Here is a 21,851-nt window from a genome sequence, read left to right on the forward strand (position 1 = left end):
AGTGATTGAACATGATGATTTTCAACTGAAAGCAGCGGCGAAGGAAAGGGTGAGGGAAAGAGCCTACTGGACATCTATTTTATCAGATGTTCAGCTGGATGGCCGCATTCCTCATACGGTTTCACAAGCCAAGCCTGCTGCTATGAACCGATCGCTTCATTCGTCCTTCCCGATGGCTGTAAACCATTCGTTAAAGCAATTATGTGGAGATTCTGATTTGCGCTTGTTTATCGTGCTGACCACAGCCGCTTTTGGCTTGCTTCAGCGTTATAGCGGAAAAACTGAGTTGATGGTGACTGTTCCTACAATGGAACAGTCCGCCAATCAATCCACCATTAATCATATGTTGCCGCTTAAGGCAGAGATTGATCCTCATATGAGCTTTAGCGCAGGGTTAGACGCAGTGAAACAATCGTTTCAGGAGGCAGTGCGTCATCAAAACTATCCTGTTCATATTTTAATGGATGAGCTTTGGCATTCAGTAGGAGATGACAAGAAGCGTGTCAATCTGGCATGTGCGTTTGAGACATTGCATGGGCATACTGACCGAGAACAGCTGCACGCGGATGTGCTCATTGTTTGGAAGAAAGAACAAGATCACCTTCATGCTGAAGTTCACTGGGATGCTTCCATTTATGAAGATCAAATGATGGAGCAGTTCTCTAGACATTTCATGACACTCACAGAGCAATTTCTTATAACGCCTGAACAAGCGATGAGCACACACTCATTTTTATCTGATATCGAGAAAAGTCAGCTGTTTGATTCGTTTCAAGGTGAGTCGCTCGCTTATCCAGTGGATCGTGATATTGTGTCATTATTTCAACAGCAAGTCCAATTGCATTCAGCACGAACGGCCGTTGTGTTTGGCACCACCTCCTATACATATGAAGAGGTTGATGATTTATCGGATCGCATTGCGCTTAGACTGTCTCAAAGTCAGATGACACGTGAGACCCCAGTTGGTCTCAGAATGAATCGGTCTGCTGAACTGGTCATTGCCATTCTTGGCATTTTAAAGGCTGGCTATGCTTACTTACCGATTGATGTCCATCTGCCGATTGAAAGAATTCGGTATATGCTCAAAAACAGCGGCGCTACAGCCATAGTATCGGACGAAGACGGACACGAAGGTTTGGATGTCGAGGTTCATGTTATTCAAGACATGCTTCAAGAATCCCCAATTAGAGAGAATCTCACTTGGTCTATTTCGCCTTCGGATATGGCGTATGTCTTGTATACATCGGGTACGACTGGGCATCCAAAAGGGGTCGTTATTGAACATCGTCATGTCATTAATTTGGTATACGGAATGAAAACACGCTTTTTTGATCTACTCCCTGGTGATTTGCAAGTAGGGATGCTCGCTTCTCATATTTTTGATGCATCTGTTCAAACCTTGTTCCCGGCATTGCTGCTAGGGCATACGCTGCATATTGCCAAAGATGAAGTCCGTATGGATGGGCATGCGTTATGGTCATTTTATCGAGACAACCACATTCAACTGTCAGATGTGACCCCCTCTCATTTAAAGCTGATGAACAAGGCAGCAGCGCAATCGAAACAAGACTTGCCTGCTTTGAACATGCTGCTTGTGGGCGGAGAAGTGTTCACAAAAGAGCTGATGGATCAATTTTTACAGCATGTATCAGGTGAAAAACTCATGATGATTAATGCATATGGGCCTACTGAATGTACGGTTCAGTCGTCATCCTTTTTGATTCCTCATGACTGGGATGAGCAAGTCATCCCTATTGGGCAGCCGATGCCAAATGAGCATATTTTCATATGTGACAAGCAAGGTGAGCCGGTGCCGATTGGTGTTTTTGGCGAATTGTATATAGCAGGTGCTGGTGTAGGCCGTGGGTACATCAATCATCCTGATCTCAACAAGGAGAAGTTTATCAAAAAAACAGAGCTGAGCAGCGGTATGTTATACGGTACGGGAGACCTTGCAAGATGGCGGTTTGATGGTTTATTAGAATTTGCTAAAAGAAACGACGGCCAAGTGAAAATCAGAGGATATCGAATTGAGCTCGAGGAAATCCGTAGAGCCCTTCTTGATGATCCAAGCATACAAGGACTGGTCCAAGATGTCATTGTCATCCCTAAGGAAACGAAGGATCAGGACCAATATATTTGCGCATATATCATGGCAAAACAAGTGATAGATCAGCGCGCACTTCGACAATCTTTAAGTAAAAGATTACCAGGTTATATGGTGCCGAGGCATGTCATTCATGTAGAGCAATTTCCTCTAAATCTATCAGGGAAATTGGATATTCAAGCACTGCCGAATCCAGAAGATCAGTTAGAAGGCAAATCAGAGCCGGTAACCATTCAAGTTCACAATGAAACAGAGCAGAAGCTTGTTCGTATTTTCGCGTCTATATTACAAGTCCCTGCTTCGCAGATTCGTATAGATGAACCGTTTTTTGATTTAGGCGGGAACTCTTTTAATATCGTTGAGCTGTCCAATAGAGTGAAAGAGGAATTTCAACAGGAGCTGACTGTGATGGAGCTGTTCCAATATACAACGGTTTCACAAATAGCTGCTCAATTAAAACACAAAGCATCAGGGCAAGAGCAACAAACAGAGGATGATGGAGAAAATGAAGCGGATGACTTAGAAAGTGCCGCACAACTGTTAGGCGGGATGATAGATGAGTAAGTTCACAGGATTAGAGGTTGCAGTGGTTGGGATGGCATGCCGTTTTCCGGGAGCGAAAAATATTCATCACTTCTGGGACAACCTTGCAAATGGGAGAGAGTCCATTACGTTCTTTTCTAAAGAAGAGCTGTTTGAGGCAGGAGTTGAACAAGAAGCATTAGATCATGATCAATATGTACGTGCCAAAGGAGCAGTCGATCAGCATGATCACTTTGATGCAGATTTCTTTGGTTATTCACAGCGTGAAGCAGAAGTAATGGACCCGCAAATCCGCATGTTTCATGAGGTCGCCTGGGAATCCCTAGAAGATGCAGGCTATAACCCTGAAACGTATCAGGAGCCGATCGGTTTATTTGGAGCTGCTTCTGCTAATTTATACTGGCAAGCTGCTTCCATGCTGATGAGATCCAATCACTCATCTGAACAATTTGCGGCTGTTCAATTAACGGATAAAGATTTCATGAACACAAAGGTATCCTACAAATTGAATTTGAAGGGACCGAGCGTAGCTATTGATACAGCTTGTTCTTCCTCTTTGACTGCAATTCATATGGCGGCGCGTGCCCTGATTACTGGGGAATGTAAAATGGCACTCGCAGGCGGCGTCACCATTACGACCCCTCACAAAAAAGGATACATGTATCAAGAGGGCATGATCATGTCGCCGGATGGGCACTGCCGGGCTTTTGATGAACAGGCGGAAGGAACCGTTGGCGGTGAGGGCTGTGGAGTTGTTGTGCTCAAATCATTAAAGCAGGCACTAAAAGATAAGGACCATATCTATGGCGTGATTAAAGGGTCAGCCTATAACAATGACGGTGGGCGGAAGGTTGGCTACACAGCGCCAAGCATAGAAGGACAAAGCGAAGTGATTAAAAAGGCGCTCAACATCAGTCGTGTAGAAGCTGAGAGTATTTCTTATATTGAAGCACATGGCACAGGGACGACTCTTGGAGATCCGGTTGAAATTGAGTCGCTGAAGCAAGCCTTTCAAACAGATAAAAAACAGTTTTGTGCGATTGGGTCTGTGAAAACCAATATTGGTCATCTTGACTCAGCCGCAGGGATTGCAGGTTTTATCAAAACAACACTTAGTCTGTACCATCAGATGCTGCCGCCAAGCCTTCATTATAAAAAACCTAATCCGAAAATTGATTTTGAATCAAGCCCGTTTTATGTGAATACAACACCTGTACCATGGAAGAAATCAGAGACCCCACTGCGTGCCGGTGTCAGCTCATTTGGAGTGGGCGGAACGAATGTGCACCTGATCATAGAAGAGGCACCCGCCGCCGATAAGCCGTCAGCAGACAGAGGTCATGAACTAATGGTGATTTCGGCAAGATCGAAGCAGGCGGTACAAAAGTCTGCTGAACAAATCACATCTTATTTAACAGAACAAACGAGCGTCTCACTATCCGATGCAGCATTTACGCTGCAAGAGGGACGAAAACATTTTCCTTATCGCCAAGCTTTTCTTGCAGGTCCTGACCGCACATTCCAGTCAGCCGGCCAGCCGCAAAAGGCCTTTCAACAGCCTGCGGTCGTTTGGATGTTCTCTGGACAAGGTGCTCAGTATGTGAATATGGGCAAGGATTTATATGAGAAAGACCCTGTATTTAAACAAACGCTTCAGAAATGTTTTGCCATCATTTTATCCTTATCAGGTGTTGAGATCGAGAACGTGTTATATCCAACAACCGAAGAAGAGTTTATAGAAGCTGAACAACTCATGCAGCAAACGTCATATACACAAATCATCTTGTTTAGTTTTGAGTATGCGCTTGCGTCGAAGCTGATGGGACTAGGCATACGTCCGCATTATTTCATTGGTCATAGTATTGGAGAAATCACGGCTGCCTGTGTGGCTGGTATGATCCATCTTGAAGATGCAATCCGTATCGTTTTAAAAAGAGGCAGTTTGATGCAAAAAATGCCTCCAGGTGAAATGGCCGGTGTGTCACTCCCTGCCGAAGAGATTAAACATGATCTTCCAGAAGGTGTCGAGCTTTCTGCTGTGAATAGCTCACAATTATCCGTTGTTTCCGGTCCGTCAGATCGGTTACAGGTATATATCGAACAAGCTGAAAAAAGAGGAGCTTCTGTCCAAATATTGAAAACCTCTCACGCCTTTCATACGAGTATGATGGCTGAAGCGTCCGAACAGTTGAAGAACGTTCTCTCAGAGATCACCTATCAGCAGGGAGAGGTACCGGTTCTTTCGAATGTGACAGGGAGCTGGTTAACGAATGAACAAGCCGCATCACCTGATTACTGGGCATCTCATATCAGGCAGCCTGTTTTATTTAGTCAAGGATTAGAGACATTACTTGGACTCGGAGAGATGGTTTTCATTGAAGTGGGGCCAGGTCATACGTTAACTCAATTCGTGAGACGCCATGATCACTATGATGTGAACAAAGCAGCAGCTGTTTCATTGGTGAGACATCCAAAAGAACAAGCAGCTGATGATGAATATATGGAAAAGGCCATAGGGAAACTGTGGAGTTACGGAGTGGAGCTAAACTGGAGCGCTGTCAGAAAAGAAAAGGCACCATATCGAGTTTCACTGCCAACGTATCCATTTGAGCATCAAATATTCCCTTCACCGCAGTTTAAAGCAGATCAGATGATGTCTGCTTTAACGCCAGAAAAGATGGAGAAACGATCAGCTGATTTTCAAGACTGGTTTTACATTCCGGTATGGGAGCGCTCTTCACCTGTACTAAAGGAGCAACATCATCAAGGAAAACGCATCTTGGTATTTGAAAAAAATGGTCATATTGGCGCCTATTTGAAAGAACGGCATGCAGAAGTGATCAGCGTATGTCAAAGTGATCATACGATGAAAGAAAATGACCATTTGCTGAAGGCTGACGTTTATATGCTGTCACACTTAGAGTGGGTTATGGCTGAATTGCAGCAAGCTGGATTTATACCTGAAGAGATCATCTGGATGCATGATGAACTGACGAAAGATACCGATGATCAGCCAAACTACTTATCTGTGCTCGATCTCGTCAGACTAATCAGCCAGTATCATAACACAAGCATACGTCTTCACCTTGTGACAAGCCAAGCACATGATGTGATCGGCATGGAGAAGGTCAATCCACTTCAAGCAACATTTACAGGGCTAGCTTTGACCATTCCTCAAGAATATCAGCATATTGAGTGTCAGCATATTGATGTATGTGAGGATACAAAGGCGAATTGGCCGCTATTCCTTTCATACGAGATTGCAATGCACGATCAAGAAGCAGTCGTTGCGTATCGCGTGAACAGCAGATGGATTCGAAAAGCTTCGAGAACACCTTTAAGAAAAGAGGGATCGTCCAAGCAGCCTTTCAAGTCTAATGGCGTTTACCTCATTACTGGCGGTATGGGCGGTATTGGCTTCACACTAGCTCAACATTTAGCAGAAACGTATCAAGCAAAACTTGTGATCATGAGCCGTTCGCAAATACGTGAACGCGCTGCCTGGCATGAGCTGCGTGATGCGAATGGGAAAGAAGCTGAGATCGTGAAAAAGCTGATGACTCTTGAAGAGTTAGGAGCTGATGTACAAGCTGTACAAGGTGATGTGTCAGATAAAGATGCTGTGCAGAAAGCGGTTCAGCTGGCTCATACGGCATTTGGTCATTTGCATGGTGTCATTCATGCGGCAGGAGAGGCAGATGGGAAAATCATTCAAGCAAGAACAGCAGACGATGAAATTCGTATGTGTCAGGCAAAAATCAATGGGACCTATGTGCTGAATGAAGCACTCAAGGATGAAACGCTTGACTTCTTTTTACTTTGTTCCTCTCTTGTTTCCTTTCTTGGAGCGGCTGGACAAGTGGCTTATGCAGCTTCAAACGCTTTTATGGACAGCTTTGCTCATGCCAAAAGGCAGGAAGGGAAGCCGGTTATTTCTTTAAATTGGGATCGGTGGGAGAAAGTCGGCATGGCACACGACTCGGCATTAGCGGCCAAAGTCAATGACATGATGGCGCTCGAGGAACAGGATGGAATTTCACCAGAACAAGGAATAAGGGCCATCCAGGAAGTGCTGCGTCTAGATTATCCGCAAATTCTTGTATCAGTTCAAGATATGGGCGAGAGAATGAAACAACGCTTAACCTCTCTGCAGCAAGAAGAAGAGCCGTCTCAAGAGATATCTCAGATCATAGATGATCGTCTAGAAGCATCCTTAAGTGATGTACTCAGCTCCTTTTTTCCTCATGAGCCGGATGTGAATGAGAATTTCTTTGAAATGGGTGCGACATCCCTTGATTTACTGCAGATGAGCGGTCAAATCAAATCAATTTATGGCATAGAGGTTCCGGTGGTCATGATGTACAGCCATCCGACCATCGCGGCATTGGCAGCAGAACTAAAGAAGATTCATGGAGTAGAAAAGCAAGAAAAGCAAGCTGTTACTGAATCAACCAATCTCCGAAAACAGGCGATGGCAGAAGGAAAAAATCGACGTAAACAGAGATTAAAACGAAAATAGATGGGAGAAATGCAGCGTATGTCTGATCAAGAGCAATGGATCGAATCTGGACTTGAAATTGCAGTCGTAGGATTAGCAGGTACGTTTCCCGGAGCACCGAATGTCCAATCGTTTTGGGAAAATATATCGCAAGGGAAAGAATCCGTTACGTTTTTCACTGATGAAGAATTAAAGGCAGCGGGTGTTGATGAGACGCTGTTAAAACGGTCTGATTATGTGAAGGCGAAGCCATATTTAGAAAATGCATCTTCTTTTGATGCAGACTTTTTTGGCTACTCTCCGCGAGAGGCATCCATTATGGACCCGCAAATTCGATTGATGCACGAATGCACATGGCATGCGCTAGAGGATGCTGGCTATGAGCCTGAGCAATATGAAGGGTTAATTGGCCTTTATGCCGGGGCATCTAGCAATTTATCGTGGATGGGGCAGCATATGTCGTCTCTTGAAAAGAATGAAGATGTGTTTCAAATCATGCATCTCAATGACCCGTCCTTCGCTTCCCGGGTTGCCTATAAATTAAATCTAAAAGGACCAAGTGTATCAGTGCAAACGGCTTGCTCCACGTCGCTTGTTGCTATCCATATGGCCTGCCAAGGATTAATCGGCGGCGAATGTGACCTTGCACTAGCGGGGGGCGTCACACTCCATCAGCCACAGATCACAGGATATCAATACCAAGAAGGAATGATTTATTCCCCTGATGGACATTGCCGTCCGTTTGATGAAAAAGCAAAAGGGACCATTTTTGGTGAAGGTGCAGGCGTTGTTGCACTAAAACGGTTAAAAGATGCGATAGAAGACGGAGATTTTATTTATGCCGTTGTAAAAGGATCTGCAACGAACAATGATGGAAGCAACAAAGTCGGCTATACAGCCCCAAGTGTCAGTGGACAGGCAAGTGTCATTGAATCTGCTTTAGAAATGGCTGAAACAGAGCCAGAGACAATTTCATATATCGAAGCACATGGAACAGGTACGCCTGTTGGAGATCCGATTGAGATTGAGGCACTTACTCGTGCTTTTCAAACAGAGCAAAAAGGCTTTTGCCGACTTGGGTCAGTCAAAGCCAATATTGGGCATTTAGATGCCGCCAGCGGTGTAGCAGGTTTTATCAAAACAGTCATGATGCTGCATCATCGACAATTTGCTCCAATGCCGCACTTTGAGAAGCCGAATCACCGTATTCCATTTGATCAAACGCCATTTTATGTTGGAACAGATAAAGAGGAGTGGAAGACGTCTCATTTGCCAAGGAGAGCTGGAGTCAGTGCCTTTGGTATAGGGGGAGCAAATGCCCATGTCATCTTAGAAGAGGCAAAGCCGAGAGAAGCAAACAGCACGACCTCGTCCAAAGAATTAATCGTGCTGTCAGCCAGATCAACGCATGATTTGAAGAACATGACAAAAAACTTGAAGGAATATGTCTCCTCACATCATGAACTCTCACTTGGTCAAGCAGCTTATACCTTACAAAGGGGAAGAAAAGCCTTCAAATATCGAAAAACGCTTGTCTGTTCCACACGTGATGAATTATTAGAACAGCTGCATGTGCTAAACGAAGAGACGCCAGGCAGAGAAAGTCTTCTTTATAAGCGGATAAACATGAGGCTGACTGGTTTTCATGAAGCAGGATTACGTGATTACATCAAGCTGTATGAGAAAGATCTTTCATTTAAAACAGAAGTGGATCGTTTAATGAGCCTCGTCCAATCCGTGATACCTATTAAAAAAGACGATCTGTTCCATTTCAAACAAAACGGTCACGCAGAAGTGGCTATGCTGATCATGACATCGGCTTTTGCCAGTCAGCTAAGATCACTTGGAATTGAACCAGACGTATGGATTGGAGAGGGCAGCGGGGTGTGGACAGCTTTATGTGCAGCAGATGGACTTGAGCTAACAGAGGCGGCATCTATTGTATACCGCCTTCATGACAACCAGATGATCAATCAAAAGCTGGCTGCATTGCCTCAGAAGACACTCCAACAACCTGTTTACATTGCGCAGACAGGGGAGGAACTAACTGCTTTCGATCCATCATCTGCAATGCGTTTCCTTGATATAGAACAGCCTGTAAAATCGCCTTTGTTCAAGCAAGAATCAACAGCCTTGATGATTGATCTTTCAAAGAAACAAGGAATTGTGGTTGAAAAGGGAGCAGAAAAAACAACCGAACCACTTGATGGAGACCTGATGCAAGTCGCAGGTGTTCTTTGGGAAATGGGGGTCGACTTAGCTTTTCCTTTAACAGAGGAGAAGAATAGGAAGCGCATTCCGCTTCCAGGCTATCCATTTCATAAAACAGATTTCTCTGTACAAACAAAAACGATGGCAGCTATTGAACCACAAAAGCCGAAGGCTGTGAAGCGTGACTTTCCTTCACTCGCCTCTTTACAAAAAGATATTCACACCATTGTTCAAAATCATTTTGGATTTGATCAAATGGATGATGACTCGCCATTTTTTGAATTTGGTGCGACATCACTTGATATATCTCAGCTTGCAGCAAAAATCTCTGAGCGAATGGATCAACAAATTGATACTGTTCAATTGTATCGGTTTGCTACAGTGGCAAGTCTTTCTGAATACTTATTTAAAGAACAGACGGAACGAGAGCAAACGCCAGCTTCTTTCCCAAAAAGAAATACATCACAGGAAAATCCAGATATTGCGATTGTCGGAATGGCAGGAAGATTCCCAGGGGCTTCATCGCTAGAAGACTTTTGGCAGCGTCTTGTGAATGGCGAAGAAATGATTCACTTTTTCACAGAAGAAGAACTCAAGAAAGCAGGGCTGGATGCGTCAGTCTATCAGCATCCGAATTTCATTGGAGCAAAAGGACGTTTACAAGAAATTGAAGGTTTTGATGCAGATTTCTTCAACTATTCTGCTAGAGAGGCAGAGCTAATGGATCCACAATTCAGGCTCTTGCATGAATGTGCTTGGGAAGCGCTGGAGGATGCTGGCTGTGACCCTGATAGAATGGCAGGGAAAATTGGAGTTTATACAGGAACAAGCCCAAATCATGAATGGCTGACACGCTTTGCACATCAAATGGAAGCAACCGAGCAATTCAGCGCAATGCTGTTAAATGATCGTGAGTTCTTTAGTACGCAACTCTCTTATAAATTGAATCTACACGGGCCTAGTGTGACGATGCAGACAGCTTGTTCGACCTCACTTGTCAACATTGGTATGGCCTGTCAAGCATTATTGAATCAAGAATGTGATGCAGCACTGGCAGGAGGTGTGACGGTCAGTTCTCCAGAAAATATCGGCTATATTTATCAAGATGGAATGATTCAATCAAAAGATGGCCATTGCCGTCCGTTTGACCAAGAGGCGAGCGGAACCATTTTCGGAGATGGAGCGGGGATCGTTCTGTTAAAACGTTATGAAGATGCGATAAGAGATGGCAACCCGATTCATGCGGTGATCAAAGGGGTTGGCGTAAACAATGATGGCAGCCGAAAAGCTGGTTTTACCGCTCCGAGTGTGGAAGGGCAGGCAGAGGTATTAAAAGAAACGTATGAAAAATCAGGTATAGATCCCGCGTCTATCGGTTATTTAGAAGCGCATGGTACGGGGACAAAAATGGGAGATCCAATTGAAGTATCCGCCCTTAGCCAAGTGTTCAAAGGAACAGAGCCGCTGACAATCCCAATCGGTTCAGTTAAAAGTAATGTCGGACATTTAAATAGTGCGGCAGGGATTGCAGGTCTGTTTAAAGCCATTTTGGCTATTCAGCACAAAACGATCCCGCCAACCATTCATTATGAATCACCCAATCAGGAGATTCCTTTTAAAGATACACCGTTTTATGTGAATCAAAAGGCGCTGTATTGGAAGGAATCAGATAAGCCGAGAAGAGCGGGGATTAGTTCCTTCGGTATCGGCGGGACAAATGCCCATATGATCATAGAAGAAGGCATACAGGCAAAGCAAAAGTCAGCTTCTAAGCAAAAGCAGCTGCTCGTCTTATCTGCAAAAACGGATACCGCTTTAGCGAAAATGACAGATCAATTAAAGCAGTATGTGATACAGCATCCTCAAGTTTCGCTTGAAGATATTGCTTATACATTGCGTTATGGCAGAAAGCAATTTCCATACCGAAAAGCCATTGTACTTGCTTCTGCTGATGAATGGCTGCAGCAGAAACAGCTTGAAACCAGTGTGTTCCGAAGCAAAAAATGGCGTAAAGCTACCTTTATGTTTTCAGGTCAAGGTGCTCAATATGCTGGCATGATGCGCGAATTATACGATGCAGAACCAGTGTTCAAATGGGAAGTGGATAGATGCTTCAAATATGTAATGGAGACGGAGCAAGTTGATTTAAAAGGCATTGTTTTTCCAGAGGATGAAACGAATGAAGACATCACAAAAACGTCAAATGCTCAGCCGCTTCTCTTTATATTTGAGTACGCATTAGCAAAATTACTTCAGCATAGCGGTGTTGAGCCAGAATCAATGATTGGGCACAGTATCGGCGAATATGTTGCCGCTTGCTTGTCAGGGGTCTTTTCTCTGGAGTCAGCATTAACACTCGTCATGGCAAGAGGCAGATTGATGCAAGGAATGGAAAAAGGCGCCATGCTTAGTGTGCAATTACCCGAGGCGGAGCTGAATTCGATCATTGATGAATCGCTTTCGATTGCTGCAGTCAATGCAAAAGACCTTTGTGTCGTTTCTGGTAAAGAAGAGCATATCACCGCTTTTGAAAAGAAATTACAGGACAAGGGAATTGTGACAAGACAGCTCCATACTTCTCATGCTTTTCATTCCTATATGATGGAGCCGATGCTTGAGGCGTTTCAACAATTCGTAGAGAAAGTAGAACTGCATGAGCCGACGATCCCGTTCATATCAAATGTGACAGGCACTTGGGCGACAAATGAAGAGGTGATGACAGCATCTTATTGGACCAACCATCTGCGTGGAACCGTTCGTTTTCATGAAGGTTTATCACAGCTGTTAACCGATGAAGTACGAGCTCTCATTGAGGTCGGACCTGGAAACAGCTTGACGGCATTAGCGAAACGTCATGAAAACAAAGAGTCACATCATGATGTCCTAAATATGGTGAGGCATGCAAGGGAACAAGTGGATGACCATGCGTATTTCTTAAAACGTATAGGAGAGCTATGGGCAGGCGGTTATGAGGTCAAAACGCAGCCGCGTCCAACTCAAGAGGAACGACAGCTTGTATCGCTTCCCACATATCCATTCGAACGAAAACGATATTGGATTGAAGCAGGGAAGCCCGCTTCTCCGCAGCTGTCCATTCCTAAGGAAACGAAGAAAAAAGAGATGAAAGAATGGTTCTATCTGCCTTCATGGGAGCAGCAGCCTCTAAAACCAGTTTTCGAAAAAGAACCAGAAGAGCAAACGTGGCTCATTTTCAAGGAACAGGATGCCTTTCATGAACTGTTTGCACAATCATTCAAAGAACAAGGAATCAAGGTCATTTTTGTCACAAAGGGTGAGGTCTATCAAGAGCTGGAGCAGGCGTTTACGATCAATCCGGCAGAAGGTAAGCACTACAGAAACATGCTAGATTCATTGTCTAATAAAGGTATCAATATCAATCGGATTCTGCATTTATGGGAATCTGCGAAAGAAGAGGACGGCTTGAATCGCCAAGCTGCCTTTCAGACGCATATTGAAAAGGGCTATTACAGCTTAATTTTCTTATCTCAAGCGATTGCTGCACAAAAAAATATTCGAGAATGCCGTTTGTTTACTGTCACTAGCGGAATTCAGCCAGTTACAGGGAATGAGATGATATGTGCAGAGAAAAGCGCAATGCTTGGGCCGGTTAAAGTCATTTCACAGGAATACCATCACATTAAATGCTGGAATATCGATGTGGAAGATGTGCCGGATGTTATGACTTGGAAGGAACAGGAGCTTGTCGATCTTATTGGACAGGAAATTATGCAGCCTGGAAAAGACCAGCTTGTAGCGTATCGCAATCGTCAACGCTGGGTGCAGAGCTACAAACGTTTGCCGCTGCAAAAAGATGATGGACTTCCGAAACTGATCAGGCCAAATGGTGTGTATCTCATCACGGGTGGTTTAGGCGGCATTGGATTTGTTCTATCAAAGATGCTGGCGAAAGAAGGAAATGCTCATCTTTATTTAACAGGAAGAACGGCATTGCCGCCAAGAGATGAATGGGCGTCATTTGTTCAACAAGAGAATGCCGATGAAGCGCAGCGTACAAGAATTAAGAAGGTACTCGAGCTTGAACGATTAGGTGCAACAGTAGAAGCGGTGCAGGCGAATGCAGGAGATCTTAAGCAGATGAAACATGTTTTTGAAATCATTCGCAAAAAGCATGGCGGCGTTGATGGTGTGTTCCATGCGGCAGGATTACCAGGAAGTACATCCTTCCGAGCCATTAAAGATATCCCATCTACACTGGCGCAGGGAGAGGATCAATTCCAATCAAAAGTGAAAGGGCTCGATGTGCTAGAGCAGCTGCTGGAGCAAGAACAAGCGGATTTTTGTCTCCTCTTTTCATCCATAAGTGCACTGCTCGGGGGCTTAGGATTCTCTGCTTACTCAGCAGCTAACTTATATATGGACGCATTTGCAGCTAGACTCAATCAAAATAGTCAAACTCCATGGATGTGTGTGAACTGGGATGCGTGGAATTTCTGGGGTGAGCTAGAATCCACAATTGGTGAATCGATTAATGAGCTTGCGATTTTACCAGAAGAGGGTGCTGAGCTGTTCCAATATGTTCTGTCTAACCGGCAGAATCGTCACATGCTCGTGTCCACAGGAAATCTTGAAGAACGGATAGATCAATGGCTGTCATTAGAATCGAAGGCTGCAGCGAGTGCGGATTCATATGAAGTGTCTAAGCACGAAAGACCAGAGCTGGGCAATCCGTATGTGGCTCCTCGAAATGAAACTGAAAAAGTGATCTGTCAAGTGTGGCAGGATTTTATGGGCATGGAGCAAGTGGGCATTCACGACAACTTCTTTGATTTAGGTGCAAGCTCGCTGGATATTGTTCAAGTGACCAATCGGTTAAATCAAGCACTTCAAACAAATGAAGCAGTGGTGACCTTGTTTACGTACCCATCTGTCGCAGAGCTTGCAAAATATATTCAGCCTTCTGAGGAATCAAAGGAAGATACGATGGAAGAAGAACTAGCCGTCGTCACATCAGGTGATCGAAGAGCTCGTTTTAAACAGCAACGGAATAAAAGATTGAGAGGCGGAATCGAGAATGAATGATACAACGAATCACTATCATGGCGCAGAAATTGCTGTTATCGGTCTTGCAGGTCGTTTTCCAGGTGCCAAAAACGTAGATGAATACTGGGAGAATCTGAAAAAAGGAAAAGAAACAATCTCCTTTTTTACGGAGGAAGAATTACGAAGTGAAGGTACAGATGAAGCCTTATTGAAAAACCCTCGTTTTGTCAAAGCAAAAGGGATGCTTGACGATGTCGATTTATTTGATGCGGATTTCTTTGACTATACTCCGAAGGAAGCGGCTATGATGGATCCGCAGTTCAGACTGTTTCATGAATGTGTTTGGACGGCACTTGAAGATGCTGGGTATGATCCGTTTGAATATAAAGGGCAAATCGGTCTTTATACAGGTGCAGGAATCAATACAGAATGGGTCATGAGAGCACTTCAAGGGGCAGCTCAAGGTGAGGATTCAAAAACGCTGGAAGCTGCTGTTCTAAATATGCGTGACTATTTGGCGACGATGATTTCGTATAAATTAAATCTAAAAGGACCGAGTATGGTGGTGCAAACCGCCTGCTCGACCTCGATGGTGTCGATTCATTTAGCTGTTCAGGCTTTATTAAGCGGAGACTGTCATATGGCTGTTGCAGGCGGTGTGTCCATTCGCCTGCCGCAAAAATCGGGTTATCTATATCAAGAAGGAATGATCCATTCTTCCGACGGTCACTGCCGCGTTTTTGATAATAAAGCAGATGGAACCGTTTTTGGAGATGGTGCAGGAGCTGTTATTTTAAAAAATTTAGAGGATGCAATTGAAGACGGCGATCACATTTATGCTGTCATTAAAGGATCTTCTATTAATAATGATGGAAATAGAAAAGTAGGGTATACGGCACCGAGTACGAAAGGCCAAGTATCAGCTATTAAGACAGCACTTCGAATGGCCGAGGTTGAACCTGAATCCATTTCTTATATTGAAGCACATGGAACCGGAACAACACTAGGAGATCCGATTGAAATTGAAGCACTCAAGCAAGCGTTTGATACAGATAAAAAAGGCTTTTGCCGCATTGGTTCTGTCAAATCAAATGTTGGTCATTTGAATGATGCATCAGGTGTCGCTGGCTTTATTAAAACCGTATTAAGCTTAAAGCATCAAGTGATTCCGCCAACGATTCATTTTGAAACACCGAATGAAAAAATTGAATTTGCTGATTCTCCATTCGTTGTAAATACGGATTTGACGCCATGGAGCGAGCAGGCCTCTCCTCGCAGGGCAGGTGTAAGCTCATTTGGGATTGGTGGAACAAACGCTCATGTCATTTTAGAAGAAGCACCTGCTGCACGTGTCCCAGCAGATCGCACAGAAGATAGTGAACTTCTTTTATTATCTGCGAAAACACCGGCAGCCCTTGAAAAAATGACGGATCGCCTTGCTGACTATTTACTTCAGCATCAGCAGCATATCCGTTTAAGCGATGTCGCCTATACGCTGCAAACAGGGCGCCATCATTTCCCGCATAAACGTGTCATTCTTGGAAGTGATACAGCTGACATGTTACAGGCGCTGAATCAAAGGTCAAAAGAGGTGGTCAAGACGGCCAGCTCTCAAACATCGAGCCGGCCAATCGTCTTTCTTTTCCCAGGCCAAGGATCTCAGTATGTGGACATGGGGCGTCAGCTTTATGACAAGTATCCAGTTTTTAAGGAAGCGCTGGATCAATGCTTGAATCAATTCAAACAGCATGTCTCAGTTGACCCGTTCAGCATTTTATTCTCAACAGAAGCAAGTGATGATCCTCAATTGATTAACCAAACCGAATATACACAGCCGCTTCTGTTTAGTATGGAATACGCTTTGGCTAAATTGCTGATGCATTTTGGCATCAAACCGCAGGCGATGATCGGTCACAGTATTGGAGAATACACTGCTGCTGCCGTATCTGGTTTACTGTCTGTTGAAGATGCCGTAGATCTCGTCTGTTATCGCGGACAGCTGATTAGCCAGCTTCCAAAAGGCTCTATGCTGAGCGTACCTTTGAGTGAACAGAAAGTGCTGTCATATTTGACGGATGACCTTTCACTTGCGGCAGTAAATGGACCTGAGTTATGTGTGGTGTCTGGTGAGACGGCATCTATTGATGCACTCGCTGAGAAGCTGGAGGCAGCTGGACATGGGTGCAGAAAGCTTCACACCTCTCATGCCTTCCACTCAAAAATGATGGATGATATCCTGCCATCATTCAAAGAAAAGGTAGCTGAGTATCAATTGAATGCGCCATCTATCCCGTATATTTCTAACGTCACAGGTACGTGGATTGAACATGAAGCAGTGCAAGATCCAGCATACTGGGCTGATCACTTGCGGCAAGCAGTTCGTTTCCGTGATGGAGCAGAGACATTATTAACGGAGCTTGATCCCATTTTTATTGAAGTTGGACCGGGGAAAACGTTAAGCGCCTTTATTCGTCAAGTCTCAAAGGATCACCATCAGCAGCCGATTCCATTGATGCGTCACCCGAAAGAAGAGGCAGCAGATGACCGCTACCTGCTGGGAAGATTGGGTGACATCTGGCTTCAAGGAGTGCCTGTGGACTGGACAAAATTACGAAAACAGAAATCGAATCAAAAAGTATCCCTGCCAACTTATCCGTTTGAACGACAAAGATATTGGATTGAAAAGGGAGATACAGCCGCGTTATCCTCGCCTTCAGGTGTGCAAATGGTTGTGCCGAAGGAAAACAAAGGGCAGGAAATAGAAGAAAGCAATCAATATCAATCCACTGAGGCGAATGGTATAGAAGCAACATTACAGCGGATGTGGAAAGATATTTTAGGTATTGAAAAGGTGGGAAGAGACGATCACTTCTTTGAGCTTGGAGGACATTCGTTAAATGCGACCGGTCTTATTTCTCAAATTCACAAAGAGTTTGGTGTAGAACTAACACTCACAGATATGTTCAACCATCCGACGATCGAGAAGCTCCAAGCATTCATTGAAAAGGCAGAGAAGCATCAATATTTCAAAATTGAACAGGTGGAACAGAAAGACACGTACCCATTATCCGCCGCTCAAAGACGAACATTCCTCATTCATCAGCGTATTGGTAAAGTGACTTCATATAACATGCCAATGGCTCTGAGATGTAAAGGTGAAATCGACGTCGAGCGCTTTGAACAGACCTTTAAGCAATTGATTGATCGTCATGAAACCTTGCGAACGACCTTTGAGTTAAAGGATGGAGAACCTGTTCAGCGGGTCCATGATGATTTTCAATTTGCTGTTGAAATGACTGAGGCTGATGAACAAGAATTAGAAGCACAAATCGATGAATTCATTCGTCCATTTGACTTAAAGGCTGCACCATTGATTCGTGTGCGTTTTGTGAAAATTGTAGAAGATGATCATCTTTTATTAGTTGATATGCATAATATTGTCGCTGATGGAGCGAGCATGAACATCTTTATTAAAGAATTTACTGAGCTCTATCGCGGGGAAACCTTGCCGGAACTTACTGTGCAATATAAAGATTATGCAGTGTGGCAAGACAAATATTTCCGCAGCGAGATGTTTCAAAAGCAGCAGGATTATTGGAAGGAGCAAATGGGCTCAAATGTTCCGACTTTGACAATGCCATATGATTTTGAACGAAAGGAACAATCCTTTTTGGGAAGAGCGATCAAATTTAATATTGAACCGCACATCGTTGAGAAAATTGAACAGCTCGCTGAACGATATCAGCTGACCAATAACGTCATCTTGTTCCAGCTTTATGGCCTGCTGCTCTCACGTTATGCCGATCAGCAAGAACTGATTGTCGGTTCTCTTGTGGCTGGAAGACGTCATGCAGATATTGAGCATACGATTGGGATGTTTACGAACTTCCTGCCAATCAAACTAGACATGGCACAAGAAGCATCCTTTATAGAACAATTGGTACAGACAAAACAAGTTCTACTCGATGCGTACGACCATCAAGAATACCCGTTTGACCAAATGGTCGAGCATTTGAATCCAAAAACAAGGCCGCATCGCAATCCATTTTTTGATACGATGCTTATCTATCACAATGAATACGATCCGAATATTAAAATTGAAGCTGATGGACTGACCTTTGAAACGCATGAGTTTGCAAAGGGAATTTCCAAACTCGATATGAAAATGGATGTTGTCAGAGAGGTAACGGGTGAGTTAAAGTGCGTCCTTCAATACAACCTTGCTCTGTTTAAACATGAGACGATGCAAGCTTTCGTCAAGCACTTCCAGCACTTGATCGAACAAGCTGTTCAAACACCAGATCAACTGCTCAAGGATTTCGCTGTGCTTTCACAGGAAGAAGAACAAGCAGCAAAAGAGAAAAGAGATCGTGCAGAGAAAAAAGAACCACTTGTGCTCACTATCAGCTCGACATTTACAGCAGATCCAGTTGCTCCTTACATTCAGTATTGGACCAAGCAGTTTGATGTGCAGTTCGATATTCAGTTTGCACCGTATGGGCAGGTGTATCAGGAGCTGTTAAATGAGCGTAGCCTTATCTCACAGAAGAAAAACGGTGCAAATCTTCTCCTCATTCGTCTAGAGGATATCGCTGGTCCAGCCCATCTCTCACTGGATGAAAAGAAAAAACTGGCTTCAGAGCATGCAGAAGAACTTGTAAACGTTCTGAAATCAAAAACAAAACATAACCTATATTTTGTTGGTATTCTCCCGATAAGTGCGGCTCTTAGGGACACGTTGCAAGACGTGGAACAAGAGTGGATTGCTCAGTTATCTAAGATAGGCGGTGTTCAGTTGATCGACTGTCGTCAGCTTGCTCAGCAATATCAGCTCGATGACATTTTTGATGAAAAAACAGAGCAAGCCGCACATCTCCCATTCACTGAAGTCTTTTGCGGTGCCATCGGTACAAAAGTCGCGCGAGAGATTGTGGCATGGAAAGGTGCACCATTTAAAGTAGTGGCCATTGATTGTGATCATACGCTGTGGAGAGGTATTGTTTCAGAAGACGGTGTGGAAGGCATCGACATTACGCCAGAACATCAAATGCTTCAGCGCTTCTTAAAGCAAAAACAACAAGAGGGAATGCTGCTTGTGCTAAGCAGCAGAAATAATGAAGAAGATGTGTGGCGTGTGTTTGAAAACCACCCAGATATGGTCTTACAAAAAGACGATATTGTCGACTGGCGGATCAATTGGGAAAGTAAACCGGGTCATCTAAAAGAAATGGCAGATTCACTGAACCTTTCATTATCTCAGTTTATTTTCTTAGATGATGACCCAGCTCAGTGCTTGCGAATGAATGAAGAGCTGCCAGAAGTGATGACATTGCTCTTACCTGCCAATGAAAAAGCCATTCCATTATTTGTTGAGCATGCTTGGGCTTTTGACCGTTATGATGTTACGGATGAGGATAGAGGGCGAACCATGAGCTACAAGGCTGAAAAAGCTCGTCAAAAAGAGAAAGCAGAGTCGCCGTCAATGGAACAATTTTTAAAAGATTTGAACTTGCACATGAGTATAACAGAGTGGGGAGAGCAGCACCTTGCGCGTGTGGCACAAATGAGCAGCCGCATTAACCAATTCCGCTTAAATGATCAGCACTTTGATGAACAGCAGCTGAGAGAGCGGATGGAAAATGCGCATGTTCAGGGCTGGCTCATTGAGGCAGCAGATCGCTTCAGTCATGAAGGGATTGTAGGAGCGATCTTGGCTCATCATGCAGACGACACGTTGAAAATTGATGCATGGATGCTAAGCTGCCGTGCTCTAGGGAAAGGGATTGAGCAAAAATGTCTGACATGGCTCGCCGAATACAGCCGTCAGCACCAGCTTTCTTCCATTGAATTTACGTTTGTATCGACCGGACGTAATGAACTATTCAAGTCATTTATGGAAGAGCAACAGATCCAGAAGATCGAGGGGCAGCAAACATATCGTATACAAGTGGCGGAAATCGGTTCATTGAGTGATCACATTCAAATCGCCGGTCACCTGTCACCTCCTCAGCACTCGACTGAAGAAAAAGAGGGTTACAAGATGGAGGCAGCAAGTCATCTCGCTTCTAAAGGTTTTACATGGGAAACGGTTCAAACAGATCAAACGCTGCATAGCGGTTATGTAAAAGCCCTTGAGGTACATGATGAAGATAGTCTACGTTCATTATTAACGACAAAATTTACAGAGGATCAAGGACTTTATGCACAGCCAACCAATGAACGTGAGGCATTACTTTTAGACATTTGGTGTGACATTCTTCATGTGGAAAAAGTAGGAATTGACAACGACTTTTTCGATTTAGGAGGAAATTCTTTACTTGCTGTCAAAATGGAAGTAGAGATTGAAAAGAAGGGTTGGTATGTTGATGATTTGAATTTTGCTGAAAAACACACCATTCGCGAATTAGCAAAATATATGAAGAGGGAGAATCAGCATGCATAAAGATGTAAAAGCCATATATGAAGAATCAAAAATTTTAGATGAGGCTACTCATTTATACGGGGTCAAGCGAAGTGATATCCACTTTATCGCAGATGCAGAAAACTATGTGTATGAACTAAAAAAAGATGGAGAGTCTTTCATTTTAAAAATTACTCATACCATCCGCAGATCACCTGATTATATTTTAGGTGAAATGGAATGGCTGCATCACTTAGCGAAGGGCGGACTTTCCGTTGCGAAACCAATTGCTTCATTAAATGGCCGTGATATCGAGCAAGTAGACGATGGGCAGGGCGGCGCATTTCTGCTTCGAGTCTATGAAAAAGCACCAGGTCGTAAAGTCGAAGAGGCGGACTGGAACGATGAATTGTTTTATGCCCTTGGACAGTACACAGGTCGCATGCACAAACTGACAAAAAGCTATCATTTGTCAGACCCGCGTTATAAAAGACAAGAGTGGGATGAAGAGGAGCAGCTGAAACTGCGTAAATATGTACCGGCAGATCAGACCCTTGTTTTCGAACAAGCGGATCGGTTGATGGAAAAGCTGGCAAAGCTTCCGAAAAATCAAGATACGTACGGATTGGTTCATGCGGATCTTCATCACGGAAACTTCCACTGGGATCAAGGGAAAATTACGACCTTCGATTTCGATGATATTGGGTACAACTGGTTTATGAATGACATTAGTATTTTGCTATACAATGTCTTGTGGTACCCAGTAATTCCATACGAAGACAAAGCTGCTTTTGCAGGAAACTTTATGAAACAGTTCCTTAAAGGCTATCGTGAAGAGAATGAACTTGGAGATGAGTGGCTTGCCTATATTCCTGATTTCCTTCGTTTACGTCACATGCTGATCTATGGCTTGCTACATCAAGCATTTGATTTGGCTGACATCGGAGAAGAAGAAAAGGCGATGCTCGCCGGCTTCCGTTCCGACATTGAAGAAGCAGCACCTATAACGACGTTTGACTTTACAAAGCTAAGTCAATCTTAAAATGAACATCCCCGCCTATATGATGAGG

At 44.0% G+C, this 21,851-nt stretch carries 5 protein-coding genes; all 5 read left to right on the forward strand.

What is annotated here, in order from left to right; translation table 11 throughout:
* Position 1: 1 nt before the first annotated feature.
* Genes NSU11_RS03505 through NSU11_RS03525 form a run of 5 tightly spaced genes read left to right on the forward strand, consistent with a single transcriptional unit; the run spans position 2 to position 21,823 of the window.
* The gene (locus NSU11_RS03505) at positions 2-2,671 is read left to right on the forward strand and encodes a non-ribosomal peptide synthetase (protein WP_149125915.1); all 2,670 of its coding nucleotides are present in this window, start codon (positions 2-4) and stop codon (positions 2,669-2,671) included.
* A complete protein-coding gene (locus tag NSU11_RS03510; RefSeq protein ID WP_151040288.1) occupies positions 2,664-7,169 on the forward strand; it encodes a type I polyketide synthase in 4,506 nt (1,501 codons plus the stop codon). Before NSU11_RS03505 ends, NSU11_RS03510 begins: the two co-directional genes overlap by 8 nt.
* An 18-nt stretch (positions 7,170-7,187) precedes the next feature.
* Positions 7,188-14,420, forward strand: a complete 7,233-nt coding sequence (locus NSU11_RS03515; protein ID WP_311165083.1) for an SDR family NAD(P)-dependent oxidoreductase — start codon at positions 7,188-7,190, stop codon at positions 14,418-14,420.
* Positions 14,413-20,823 (forward strand): HAD-IIIC family phosphatase, encoded by a 6,411-nt coding sequence (locus tag NSU11_RS03520; protein WP_342493790.1) that lies wholly within the window; start codon positions 14,413-14,415, stop codon positions 20,821-20,823. The genes NSU11_RS03515 and NSU11_RS03520 overlap by 8 nt, the downstream gene beginning before the upstream one ends.
* A complete protein-coding gene (locus NSU11_RS03525) occupies positions 20,816-21,823 on the forward strand; it encodes a phosphotransferase enzyme family protein (RefSeq protein ID WP_025092649.1) in 1,008 nt (335 codons plus the stop codon). Before NSU11_RS03520 ends, NSU11_RS03525 begins: the two co-directional genes overlap by 8 nt.
* Positions 21,824-21,851: the final 28 nt, after the last annotated feature.

Source organism: Bacillus sp. FSL R5-0712 (assembly GCF_038593285.1).
Lineage (GTDB): Bacteria > Bacillota > Bacilli > Bacillales > Bacillaceae > Bacillus > Bacillus safensis.

Coding starts and splice junctions, on each gene's coding strand:
- NSU11_RS03520 (WP_342493790.1), top strand. CDS start 14,413: ATGAATGATACAACGAATCACTATCATGGCGCAGAAATTGCTGTTATC.
- NSU11_RS03525 (WP_025092649.1), top strand. CDS start 20,816: ATGCATAAAGATGTAAAAGCCATATATGAAGAATCAAAAATTTTAGAT.
- NSU11_RS03510 (WP_151040288.1), top strand. CDS start 2,664: ATGAGTAAGTTCACAGGATTAGAGGTTGCAGTGGTTGGGATGGCATGC.
- NSU11_RS03515 (WP_311165083.1), top strand. CDS start 7,188: ATGTCTGATCAAGAGCAATGGATCGAATCTGGACTTGAAATTGCAGTC.